The organism is Coprococcus sp. AF16-22, assembly GCF_003461545.1.
GTDB lineage: Bacteria > Bacillota > Clostridia > Lachnospirales > Lachnospiraceae > Coprococcus > Coprococcus aceti.
The window spans coordinates 304,112-316,913 of record NZ_QTXH01000001.1 but is presented as its reverse complement, the minus strand read 5'-3'; the positions used below and the strand labels follow the sequence as shown (position 1 = coordinate 316,913).

The 12,802-nt window shown below is 44.5% G+C and carries 9 protein-coding genes; all 9 read left to right on the top strand.

Going from position 1 to position 12,802, the window contains the following annotated elements; translation table 11 throughout:
* Positions 1-11 precede the first annotated feature (11 nt).
* From mutS to DWW60_RS01335, 9 genes are read left to right on the top strand one after another with little or no spacing between them, the layout of a single operon-like run.
* Positions 12-2,609, top strand: coding sequence for a DNA mismatch repair protein MutS (gene mutS / locus DWW60_RS01375; protein ID WP_117874324.1), 2,598 nt, complete (start codon positions 12-14; stop codon positions 2,607-2,609).
* Positions 2,610-2,625: 16 nt separating this feature from the next.
* Entirely contained in the window at positions 2,626-4,755 is a 2,130-nt protein-coding gene (gene mutL / locus DWW60_RS01370) for a DNA mismatch repair endonuclease MutL (RefSeq protein WP_117874219.1), read from the top strand.
* A 12-nt stretch (positions 4,756-4,767) separates the two neighbouring features.
* A complete protein-coding gene (gene miaA / locus DWW60_RS01365) occupies positions 4,768-5,724 on the top strand; it encodes a tRNA (adenosine(37)-N6)-dimethylallyltransferase MiaA (RefSeq protein WP_243002903.1) in 957 nt (318 codons plus the stop codon).
* Positions 5,721-7,007, top strand: coding sequence for a methionine gamma-lyase family protein (locus DWW60_RS01360; protein ID WP_117548968.1), 1,287 nt, complete (start codon positions 5,721-5,723; stop codon positions 7,005-7,007). The genes miaA and DWW60_RS01360 overlap by 4 nt, the downstream gene beginning before the upstream one ends.
* A gap of 59 nt (positions 7,008-7,066) precedes the next feature.
* Positions 7,067-7,795 (top strand): RadC family protein, encoded by a 729-nt coding sequence (gene radC / locus DWW60_RS01355; RefSeq protein WP_015534923.1) that lies wholly within the window; start codon positions 7,067-7,069, stop codon positions 7,793-7,795.
* The gene (gene mreC, locus DWW60_RS01350) at positions 7,795-8,661 is read left to right on the top strand and encodes a rod shape-determining protein MreC (RefSeq protein ID WP_243002895.1); all 867 of its coding nucleotides are present in this window, start codon (positions 7,795-7,797) and stop codon (positions 8,659-8,661) included. Before radC ends, mreC begins: the two co-directional genes overlap by 1 nt.
* A 22-nt stretch (positions 8,662-8,683) precedes the next feature.
* A complete protein-coding gene (mreD, locus tag DWW60_RS01345) occupies positions 8,684-9,193 on the top strand; it encodes a rod shape-determining protein MreD (RefSeq protein WP_022216476.1) in 510 nt (169 codons plus the stop codon).
* On the top strand, positions 9,193-12,030 hold the full coding sequence (locus tag DWW60_RS01340; RefSeq protein ID WP_117874218.1) for a penicillin-binding transpeptidase domain-containing protein: 2,838 nt from the start codon (positions 9,193-9,195) through the stop codon (positions 12,028-12,030). Before mreD ends, DWW60_RS01340 begins: the two co-directional genes overlap by 1 nt.
* A 46-nt stretch (positions 12,031-12,076) precedes the next feature.
* Positions 12,077-12,781 (top strand): septum site-determining protein MinC, encoded by a 705-nt coding sequence (locus tag DWW60_RS01335; RefSeq protein ID WP_055144455.1) that lies wholly within the window; start codon positions 12,077-12,079, stop codon positions 12,779-12,781.
* Positions 12,782-12,802 lie beyond the last annotated feature (21 nt).

The window sequence follows — 12,802 nt, the reverse complement described above, 5'->3', positions numbered from 1 at the left end:
CATTAACACCAATGATGGCTCAGTATATGGAAGTTAAGAATCAGTATAAGGACTGTATTCTCTTCTACAGACTGGGAGATTTCTACGAGATGTTCTTCGACGATGCCCTGACGGCATCCAGGGAACTTGAGATAACACTGACCGGCAGGGACTGTGGTCAGGAGGAGCGCGCACCGATGTGCGGTGTTCCGTATCATGCTTGTGACATATACCTGAACAAGCTGATAGAGAAGGGCTACAAGGTAGCCATATGTGAGCAGATGGAAGATCCGAAGCTCGCAAAGGGTATAGTAAAAAGAGAAGTTATACGTATAGTTACGCCTGGTACAAATATGTCCCAGGCTATTCTTGATGAGACGAGGAATAACTATCTCATGTGTATATTTGGCTGTAATGATGAGTATGGTGTGGCCGTATGCGATATCACAACAGGGGAGTTCCGTTCCTGTCATATCTCATCCACATCCAAGCTGTACGACGAGATAAACAAATATTCACCGACGGAGATCATAGGAAATGAGGTTTTTCTGTCATGCGGCCTGAACTTTGATTACATGAAGGAGAAGATGAAGATAACGATATCGGAGGCCCCGTCTCATTATTTTAACGATGACACCTGTGAGGATTTCATCAAGAGACAGTTTAAGGTCGGATCAATAGATGGTCTCGGCATAGATGAGCAGGAGGATATGCTGCTGTCAGCGGGTGCACTTCTCCAGTATCTACATGAGACACAGAAGAACTCACTGGATCATATCAACAGGATAGATATATATTCCATAGAGGACTTCATGATCATAGACAGCTCATCCAGAAGGAATCTGGAGCTGACAGAGACACTCAGGGATAAGCAGAAGAGAGGCTCACTACTCTGGGTGCTTGACAAGACCAAAACGGCCATGGGAGCGAGAATGCTCAGAAATATGATAGAGCAGCCCCTTATCCACAAAGATGATATAGAAGCCAGACTTGACGCGATAACAGAGCTCAACGACTCTGTCATAACCAGAGACGAACTCCGTGAGTACATGAATACCATATACGATCTCGAGAGACTTATGACGAGGATATCGTTAAGAACAGCGAATCCGAGAGATCTTCTGGCATTTAAGACGTCCATACAGCTTCTGCCATTTATAATACAGCTTCTCGGTGAATTCCATTCGGATGAGCTCACCGAGATCAGGGATGGAATAGATGATCTGCAGGATCTCTATGACCTTCTTGACCGTGCCATAGTTGATGAGCCGCCTATACTTATCAGAGAGGGCGGAATATTCAAAGATGGCTATCTTGAGGACATAGACACTCTGAAGAATGCCACAACTGATGGCAAGAACTGGATCGCAGAGCTTGAGGCCAGAGAGAAGGAAAAGACCGGAATCAAGAATCTCAAGATAAAGTTTAATAAGGTGTTCGGATATTATTTTGATGTAACCAATTCATATAAGAGTCTTGTGCCGGATTATTTCATCAGAAAGCAGACACTTGCCAATTCTGAGAGATACACAACCGAGGAGCTTGACAGACTGGCTGGAGTTATACTCGGATCATCCGACAAGCTTGTTGCGCTGGAGTACGACACATATGTTGAGCTCAGGGACACCCTTGCTGCAGAGCTCACAAGGGTACAGAGAACAGCACACAGCATAGCCATGCTCGACGCTCTGTGTTCACTCTCATATGTGGCTGTTGCAAATGGGTATGTTAGACCTGAGATCAATACAGATGGAGTCATCGACATAAAGGACGGACGTCATCCGGTCGTTGAGAAGATGCTGAACAACGATATGTTCATCACAAACGACACATATCTGAACAACCATGAGAGCAGGATATCTATCATCACCGGTCCTAACATGGCTGGTAAATCCACATATATGAGACAGACTGCGCTCATAGTTCTCATGGCTCAGGTTGGAAGCTTTGTCCCTGCGGCATCTGCCAATATAGGCATATGCGACAGGATATTTACAAGAGTGGGAGCTTCCGACGACCTTGCATCAGGACAGTCCACATTTATGGTGGAGATGAGCGAGGTCGCAAATATACTCAGAAATGCCACGAAGAACAGCCTTCTCATCCTTGATGAGATAGGTCGAGGAACAAGCACATATGACGGTCTGGCGATCGCCTGGGCTGTCGTTGAGTATATAAGCAACAGTGAACTGCTCGGAGCAAAAACTCTGTTTGCGACACATTACCATGAGCTCACGGAGCTTGAGGGTAAGCTGTCGGCAGTCAACAACTACTGTATAGCGGTCAAGGAAGATGGAGACGACATAGTGTTCCTCAGAAAGATCGTCAAGGGCGGTGCCGACAGAAGCTACGGTATACAGGTTGCAAAGCTTGCCGGTGTGCCGGATGTCGTTATAGCGAGAGCAAATGAGATATGTAATCAGCTTATAGACAAGGACATAACCACCAAGCTGAAGGAGATAAAGGTTACAAATGATTTCAAGCCGAAGAAAGAAGACACCCAGATGTCAATGTTCGGCTCACTTGCCGAATCACAGGTGATCGAGGACATAAAGTGTGTTGATCTGTCAAACATGACACCTATGAAGGCGTTGCTTTATTTAAATGAATTGCAGGAGCGACTTAAATAATAAGGAGCGATAAGTGATGATAAAAGTATTAGACCAGAATACGATAAACAAGATAGCAGCCGGTGAGGTTATAGAGAAGCCGAGCTCGGTCATCAAGGAGCTTGTGGAAAATTCTATAGACTCAGGTGCCACAGCGGTAACCGTCGAGGTAAAGGGAGGCGGACTGTCATTTCTCAGAGTCACCGACAACGGAGCAGGCATAAAGAAGGATGAGGTCAAGCTTGCATTCCTCAGACATGCCACAAGTAAGCTTGTGACAGTCGAGGATCTCCTGAGTATCTCTTCTCTTGGTTTCCGTGGTGAGGCACTTGCAAGTATAGCGGCGGTTGCACAGGTTGAGATGATCACCAAGACCGCTGATGATGTGACCGGTCTCAGATACCAGATACATGGCGGTAAGGAGATATCCAGCGAGGAGATAGGTGCTCCGGGTGGAACAACCATAATTGTCAGAAATCTTTTCTACAATACACCGGCGAGAAAGAAGTTCATGAAGACTGATGCCACGGAGACAAGCTATATCTACGATTTGATGTGCCGTATATGCATGTCACACCCGGAGATCTCATTTAAGTTCATTGCAAATGGAACAGACAAGCTGTTCACATCAGGCAATGGCAAACTCAGAGACATAATCTACCATATCTATGGAAGAGACATCACCTCAAATCTTCTTGAGATAAATGCGGAAAATGACTATATGAAGATCTCCGGATATATAGCAAGACCTTGTATATCAAGGGGCAACAGATCATTTGAGGGCTACTATGTAAATCACAGATATATAAAGAGTGCGGTGCTCACCAAGGCGATCGAGGATGCTTTCAGGACATTTGTCATGATACACAAGTTTCCATTCACCGAGATCAATTTCCAGGTGAGACCTGATCTCCTCGATGTAAATGTACATCCGACCAAGATGGAGTTGAAATTCGCCAACAGTCAGGATATATACAGCTTCACCTACAATGCCATAAGGGAGACACTGTTATTCAAAGAGCTCATTCCTGATGTGGCGCCGGGTAAAGATCCAAAGCCTGAGACCTTCAAGCAGAGGGATGTTGGCAAGGCACCGGAGGCGTTCGAGAATAAGAGGCGTGAGGCGATAGTCAGGGCAGAGGAGCGGACTGTACCGCAGAGTCAGCCTGAGCAGCTTAGCTCGGCGGAGACGCAGACATCACCACAGCAGCTTTGCCCGATCGAACCACAGACATCATCACAGCCGGTCCGCCCGGTTATAGAGATCATAGATGAGACTAGCAGCTCAAACAATAAAGGATCAGACGTCATAGATAATAACAAGACGGAGAAGCCGGCAGGAAACTACATATATGCGGATAGAAAGAATGATCTGGGGAGATCTGTAGTACAAAACAGAAATGTGGTAAACGAGAGTCCGGCATATACAGCTCCGGCACCTGCTAGACCTTCGGTCACAGCGGCAACACCAGACTCAACAGTATCTGCAGTTTCAGATGAAGCTTCAGATACTGACTACGATGAAGAAGCCAGAAAAAAGTACGTCCAGCAGGATATGTTCCAGGAGAAGTTCCTGACAAGGGAAGCCCGTGCAAAGCACAGACTAATAGGACAGCTTTTCAAGACATACTGGCTCATAGAGTACGATGGCAAGTTCTTCATAATGGATCAGCATGCTGCCCATGAGAAGGTCAAGTACGAAGAGCTTATGGAGAATTACAAGAATAAGAAGATATACTCACAGTATCTTATGCCTCCTGCGGTCGTTACACTCAGTGCCGCAGAGATAGAGTTCCTTCATGAGAATATGGAGATGTTCGAGGCGCTTGGATATCAGATAGAGAACTTCGGAGGCAGGGAGTTTAAGCTGAACGCTGTACCTGACAACTTGTTTGGTCTTGATGGCAGAGAGCTTTTCATAGACTTCATAGCTGATGCGAGCAGCAGTGCGAAAAAGGTGACCGTAGACACATTTATACATAAGCTTTCCACCATGGCGTGTAAGGCTGCGATAAAGGGTAACACGGAGATAAGCTTCAAGGAGGCTGACGCACTTATAGATCAGCTATTAAAGCTTGAAAATCCATACACATGTCCTCACGGACGTCCGACTGTCATATCCATGACGGAGGCGGAGATTGAGAAGAAGTTTAAACGAATAGTGTAGGAGATTAACATGATGGATAAGAATATGAAACCACTGATAATCCTCACCGGCCCCACGGCTGTCGGCAAGACGGCACTGTCCATAGGGCTGGCGAAGACGGTGGACGGCGAGATCATATCCGCTGATTCCATGCAGGTATACAGAAAGATGAATATAGGAACGGCGAAGATAGGGCCCGAGGAGATGCAGGGGGTAAGGCATCATCTGATAGATATTCTTGATCCGGCAGAAGAGTTCAACGTTGTGCTTTTCAAGAAATATGCTCTTCGTGCTATGGAGGATATATATTCCCGGGGAAAAATTCCAATCATAGTAGGTGGTACCGGCTTCTATATCCAGGCGCTTTTGTATGATATAGATTTTGAGGAAAATGACAATGATATGTCATACAGGGAAAAGCTGCAGAACCTTGCAGATACCCACGGCAAGACATTTCTTCATGACATGCTAGCGGAGGTCGACCCTGAATCCGCTGAAAAGATACATGAGAACAATGTAAAAAGAGTGATACGGGCTCTTGAATTTTATAAAAAAACAGGTATGAAGATATCTGAACATAACGAGACTGAGTCGCAGAAGGAGTCACCATATAATTTTGAATATTTTGTGTTAAATGATGACAGACAGAAATTATATGATAGAATAGACAGACGGATAGATATCATGCTTGAGGCAGGGCTTCTGGACGAGGTAAAACTGCTTGTGAGCGAGGGTTACAGCAGGGAGCTGGTGTCCATGCAGGGGCTTGGCTACAAGGAGATAATCGATTATATTCAGGGCAGATGCACTCTGGATGAGGCAGTATATACGCTAAAGAGAGATACAAGGCATTTTGCCAAGAGACAGATCACATGGTTCAAGAGGGAAAAACATGTGACCTGGGTTGATAAAAGTGAGTACGACAGCGAGTCTGAAATATTGTCATTTATGCTGGACAGGCTTCGCGAAAAGGAGATTATACAGAGATGAAAGATATGTTAAAGGATTACTACAGATCACTGAATGTGGATGAAAAGGTGTTTGAATACTGCAACAGTGTGGAGGAGAAACTTAAGGATAGATTCGCAGCCATCGATGCTGTGAGTGAGATCAACCAGCTCAAGGTCCTGAAGGCCATGCAGGACAACAGATTGTCCGAGGCGCATTTTGCCGGCTCTTCAGGCTATGGCTATACAGATGACGGAAGAGATGCCCTTGAGAGGATATATGCAGATGTATTCCACACGGAAGATGCTCTTGTCAGGACACAGATAGTGTGCGGAACCCATGCACTCTGCACGGCCATGTTTGGTAATCTGCGCCCGGGAGATGAAATCCTTGCCATAGCGGGAAAACCGTATGACACACTGGATGAGATCATAGGCATCCGTGAGTCCAGGGGGTCACTTGCAGAGTATGGTGTCACATATGCCCAGGTAGATCTGCTACCGAATGGAAACTTTGACATTGACGGAATAAAGAATGCGATCAATAGCCGCACAAGACTTGTGGAGATACAGAGATCTAAGGGATATGCAGTCAGAAAGACGCTGTCTGTACAGCAGATCGGTGAGGCCATAAAGGCGGTCAAGAGTGTAAATCCTGATATCATATGTATGGTAGATAACTGTTACGGAGAATTTGTACAGGATATAGAGCCGTCGGATGTTGGGGCTGATCTGGTAGTCGGCTCTCTTATCAAGAATCCGGGAGGCGGACTTGCACCGATAGGAGGTTATATATGCGGTAAGAAGGAGTATGTGGAGAATGCTTCATACAGACTCACGACTCCGGGACTCGGCAAGGAGGTTGGAGCCTCACTTGGCAATACAAAGGCTCTCACTCAGGGACTTTTCATGGCACCTACAGTTACTGCAAGTGCGCTTAAGGGTGCGATATTTGCAGCAAATGTATACGAGGGACTGGGCTTTAAGGCTGTTCCTGACAGCACAGAGGACAGATACGATATTATTCAGGCTGTTGAGCTTCAGACTCCTGAGAGGGTCGTGGCATTCTGTGAAGGAATCCAGGCTGCAGCGCCGGTTGACAGTTATGTAAGACCTGAGCCTTGGGATATGCCGGGCTATGATTCACCGGTCATCATGGCCGCTGGAGCATTTGTGTCTGGTTCATCCATTGAGCTCTCAGCGGATGCACCTATGCGCCCACCTTATGCGGTATATTTTCAGGGGGGACTTACATATCCCCATGCCAAGTACGGCATAATAATGTCATTACAGAAAATGGTAGAAAAAAACCTTATAGTATGGTAGATTAATTAGTCGGCCATATAAAATTTTCTCTGGAGCTTGGAGAGGCGGAAGGAGGAAATATGGATAAAAATTATTGCAAAGAGAATTTTGCAGGAGGACTTTCGGTCTCCATGAAAGAAATGTCGGAGACTGAGAGACCGTATGAGAAGAGCTTTAAGTATGGAGTTGAGGTTCTCACAGATGCTGAACTTCTGGCAGTCATCCTCAGAACCGGAAGCAGGAAGGCAAATGCGCTGTCCACAGCCTACAGGATACTGGATGCCCATCCGGTTCACAAGGGTATAGTGGGGCTTAATTACCTGACTGTGAGTGAACTTGAAGAGATAAGCGGAGTTGGAAAGGTAAAAGCAATACAGATGAAATGTCTGGCTGAGATATCCAGGAGAATGGCCAGGGCTTCATTTAAGCCGTTTTTGTCGTTCCAGTCCCCACAGAGCATTGCGGATTATTTCATGGAGAACACAAGATATCTCGAAAAGGAATACGTGTATCTCCTCATGTTTGATGCGAAGCATAAGCTCATAAAGGATGTCCGCATTTCAGAGGGAACAGTGAACAGTTCGATGTTATCTCCGAGAGAGGTGTTTGTGGAGGCGCTCAGATACGATGCTGTCTATATCATACTTGTGCATAACCACCCATCCGGAGATCCGACTCCGAGCGGTCAGGATATAGATATCACCAGAGAGATGGACAGAGCCGGGGAACTGATAGGGATAGAGCTTTCAGATCATATTATTTTGGGAAATAACTGCTATGTCAGCTTAGCTGAGCGAGGTATTTTATAATGAAACGAAGACGAAATAGGAACAGAAAAAGAATAGAGATCACACCGAGATATTTTTTGCTTGGACTCACAGGCTTTTGCGTTGTGCTCATGCTTGTATCTCTTTTTGCGGGAGGAATATTTGCACCGGTGAGGAATTTTACCAACATATTTGTCCAACCCATGCAGAAAGGGGTAAATACCATAGGCAGATGGGTTCAGAGCAAAACTGAGGCATTCCAGAATTATGACGCACTGTTAAAGGAGAATGAAACACTCAAGGATCAGCTTGAACAGAGTCAGAAGCAGGTGGCACAGTACCAGCAGAATTCGTATGAGCTCGAACGTCTTCAGGCACTTTATGAGCTTGATCTCCAGTATTCCGATTATAAGAAGACTGCTGCCAGGGTCATATCAAAGGATACCGGCGGATGGTTTCAGGTGTTCTATGTCGACAAGGGAACAGATGATGGTGTTGTCGAGGGCTGCAATGTCATGTATGGCAACGGCCTGTGTGGAATAGTCACAGAGGCCGGAAAGGATTATGCCAAGGTAAGAGCCATCATAGACGATACATCAAATGTAAACGGAATGATATTACCGTCAGAGGCTATTTGTAATGTTGAGGGAAGTGTCAGCAATTATGAGAATGGCTATCTTATCGCTGAAAACATTGACAAGGACGCAGAGGTCGGAGTCGGCGATCAGGTCGTCACATCCTATGTGTCAAGCAAATATCTGTCGGGAATTAACATAGGGTATGTAACAAAAATAGAGGAAGATTCCAACAATCTTACAAAGACTGCATATATCACTCCGGCATGTGATTTTTCAAAGATACAGGAGGTACTCATAGTCCTCCAGACCAAGAAAACTGTTTCGGAGTAGAAGTAAAGAGGTTAAACAGACATTGAGAAGAGTTATCACACTTGGATTATTAATCATAATATGTTTTGTGCTTCAGTCAGCACTTTTTCCATATATTTCAGTTGCGGGTGCGACTCCCAATCTGATGCTCATCCTCACGGTGTCCTTTGGACTTATGAGAGGTCGAAAAGAGGGAATGCTGGTGGGATTTTTCTGTGGCTTTTTATATGATCTGTACTTTGGCTTTGCCATAGGCCCTTTTATGATCATATATATGCTCATTGGATACTGTAACGGATTTTTCCACAGACTGTATCTCGTGGAGGATGTACTGCTGCCTATCATCATCATAACACTTGATGATTTCATATTTAATTTCATAACATTTATAATATTCTTTGTAATGCGTAACAGACTCAGTTTTGGGCTGTACATGAAGGATATTATTTTGCCGGATATGATATACACAGCCATACTTACGATGATAGTATTCAAGCTGTTTGTCTTTATAAACAAGAGGCTGAAACGCGCTGAAAAAGGAAGTGAGACATAGTGATCAGAGATATATTAGAGATAATCAAAGATTTTATAGTAGAAAAGTTAAAGAGCCGTATTTTTTATGTCACTCTGTTTTTTTTGTGCCTGTCAGGCGTGCTTGTGTACAGATTGTTTAATCTTCAGATCATAAATGGAGAAAAATATCAGTCCAGCTTCCAGTACAAATCACTTAAGACGGTGTCGGTCAAGGCCACCAGAGGAAAGATTTTCGACTGCAACGGAAAACTGCTTGCATCTAACGAATCTTCATACAATCTGAGTTTCACCAGCAATGCAGACCTCACTGAGGCGGCAGACAAGAAGAATATGTCGGTCAATGAGCTAAGAAATGAGATAGTTTATAAGACGATACTTATACTTGAGCAGAATGGAGACAGTCTGTCCGTGGAGCTTCCGATCAAGCTGGATGCAAATGGCAACATGAAATTCACGATAAGCGGCTCACAACTCAATACATTTTATATGAATGTTTATGGTGCAAGCTCAGTTGATGCCCTCACCGATGCACAGAAGAATGCTACAGCAAGGGAAGTATTTGACTATATGAGAAGTGATGAACTTTTCAATATCTCGGGTGATTATTCGGATGCCTATGTGCTCAAGATCCTTGCCGTGAGATATGAGGTATGGCTCAACAGATACCAGCAGTACATGACAGTGGATATCGCCAACAATATAAGTCAGCAGAGCTATGCTGCGATAACTGAGAATATGGATACACTGCTCGGAATGGATGTGAGTATTGAATCAAACAGAGTATACAATGATGCCATATATTTTTCGCATATAATCGGATATATCGGCAACATTTCAAATGAGGAGCTCGAGGAGTACAATGCGAAGCTTGACGAGGATCAGCAGTATGATTCCAATGATATGGTTGGAAAGCTTGGTTTGGAACAGTCGTACGAGGATCAGCTTCGTGGTGTTGACGGTTCCCAGAAGATGTACGTTGACAACATGGGAAAAGTCCTTGAGATTATAGAAAAAACTGATTCTGTTGCAGGAAACGATATTTACCTCACACTTGACTCTGATCTTCAGAAATACTGCTACAACGCACTTGAAAAGGAATTGTCGTATATTCTCCTTGCAAATCTCAAGAACGTGACGACATCCAAGGAGAAAGAGGATATACCTATAACGGATGTGTACTCGGCATTCTTTGACAACAACATTATAGACATAAAGGCCCTTAATGCTGCGAATGCAACTGACAATGAAAAGAATGTGTACAACACATTTGTATCAAGCAAGCAGTACACACTCAATGCGCTTTCGGACATTCTGAAGAGCAGTCACACGGAACTGTATAATCTTTCGGATCAGTACAAGGATTATATGGAGTTTATATGTGAGACGCTGAGCTCAAACGGCATATATGACAGCAGTGCAGTGGATAAGGACAGTGACACATATAACAACTATGTAAATGACAAGATATCATTATATGAGTATCTGAAATACTGCATAAGCCAGGGAGTAATAGACATAACCGGCATTCAGACAAGCAGTGATTATTATGATACGGATGAGATATACAATGTTATTGTCGATTATGTACTCAAAGAATTTGAGGATGACTCCGATTTCGACAAACGAGTCTTCAAATATATGATATTATCAGGTGAAATAACAGGTTCCCAGGTAATATACCTGTTATACGACCAGGGAATCCTTAATAGTACAACAGACGAAGATTACGAGGAATTTACGTCAGGTGTCCTCAGCAATTTTGAATTTATTTACAGAAAGATCAAAAAGCTTGAGATAACACCTGCCATGCTTGCTCTTGACCCATGCTCGGGATCCATCGTGGTGGTCGATCCGGCGACAGGAACTGTAAGGGCTATGGTAAGCTACCCAAGCTACGACAACAACAAGCTCACAAATGTGATCGATCCTGACTATTATGCCAAGATAACAGAAGATAAGACGACCCCTATGTACAATCGTGCAACCATGCAGAGAACTGCACCGGGTTCCACATACAAGATGCTCATTGCTGCAGCTGGTCTGCAGGAGGGCGTTATAGACGTTGGATCAGTTATAACTGATTACGGTACATTCTCAAAGGTTGTTCCTTCACCGGCCTGCTGGCTCAGAAGCGGACACGGAACACTTGGTCTCGCTGACGCCATAGAGGTATCGTGTAACGGTTTCTTCTATGAGGTTGGATACCGCCTTGCCACAGACAGCAAGGGAGTATATCAGGATGCACAGGGTATAGATAAGATACAGAAGTACGCTTCGTTATTTGGACTTGACCAGAAGTCAGGTGTGGAGATAGAAGAGATGGATCCGCATGTGTCAGATACTGATGCGGTACGTTCTTCTATCGGACAGGGTACAAATAACTATGCGCCTGTCCAGCTTGCCAGATATGTGACAACCATCGCTAATGAGGGCAACTGTTATGACCTGACACTGGTGAACGAGATAAAAAATATAGATGGAAGAACAGTGTATAAGAGTGACAACGTTCCTAAGAATACAGTTGATCTGACGGACAGCCAGTGGGCGGTCATAAAACAGGGAATGCGTCAGATGGTAAGTGAACACACAAGTCCATCGGCTCTTATAAATCAGATAAATGTCAATGTTGCCGGCAAGACGGGAACAGCAGAGGAGGATACCACAAGGCCGGATCACGCATTGTTTGTGTCATTTGCGCCTTATGAGAACCCTGAGGTCAGTGTAACATGTGTTATTCCACATGGATATACATCGGGTAACGCAGAGGAGCTTGCCGGAATGGTGTACGCATATATGTATGACCCTGACAAGCTTGATACGCTTGACATAACAGGAAACAACCAGATGTCAGATTAATTGAGATACCAAAGATATATCACAGAACCTGTGTGTAGGAAATAATATGACAGGAGCAGATGATATGGATGGTATGGACAGATTATCAATCAAGGCAGATAGATCAGGCATAGTTGTCTATGTACCGGCGGCTATGTCTGTAAATGATATCTGCTGCGATCTGTATTGCAGGATCCTCGATAATATAAGTGCCTTCCAGAAAAAAGGAACTGTATGTATATCTTTCAGGGGATGTACCCTGGAGCGTGGAGACACGGAGGAGATAATCAGTTTTTTAAACAGCATTGATAAGATTCATGTCAGATTTGCAGCTAAACCTGACATAGATCAATATACAGGTTCCGGTGTCCGGGATGATGGGGATCGTGAACCACAACAGGCAAAAGTCAGTATGGCTTTGCCGGATATGACTAAAACGCACAGTGACAATGAAAGACCATATATCTTCCGCGGTGACATAGGGAGAAAGCAGACCCTTGAGATCAGGGGAAATGTCATTATCCTCGGAGATGTTGCCAGGGATGCCAGGGTTGTATCCGGTAAGAATATCGTGGTCGTTGGGGAACTGGCGGGAGCTGCCATAGCGGGTAAGCTGGCGGCTGGAAACAATTTCATAATAGCGATGAGAATGTGCCCACAGCTTTTGCAGATAGGAAAAGCGAAAAGTACAGGAATCAGACTTCCGGGTGCAAAAAGAATGCCAATGATAGCTACGAATGATGAAGGAATCATAAATATAACCTACATATGATAGTAAATTTAGGAGGATTTT

Coding starts and splice junctions, on each gene's coding strand:
- mutS (WP_117874324.1), top strand. CDS start 12: ATGATGGCTCAGTATATGGAAGTTAAGAATCAGTATAAGGACTGTATT.
- mutL (WP_117874219.1), top strand. CDS start 2,626: ATGATAAAAGTATTAGACCAGAATACGATAAACAAGATAGCAGCCGGT.
- miaA (WP_243002903.1), top strand. CDS start 4,768: ATGGATAAGAATATGAAACCACTGATAATCCTCACCGGCCCCACGGCT.
- DWW60_RS01360 (WP_117548968.1), top strand. CDS start 5,721: ATGAAAGATATGTTAAAGGATTACTACAGATCACTGAATGTGGATGAA.
- radC (WP_015534923.1), top strand. CDS start 7,067: ATGGATAAAAATTATTGCAAAGAGAATTTTGCAGGAGGACTTTCGGTC.
- mreC (WP_243002895.1), top strand. CDS start 7,795: ATGAAACGAAGACGAAATAGGAACAGAAAAAGAATAGAGATCACACCG.
- DWW60_RS01335 (WP_055144455.1), top strand. CDS start 12,077: ATGACAGGAGCAGATGATATGGATGGTATGGACAGATTATCAATCAAG.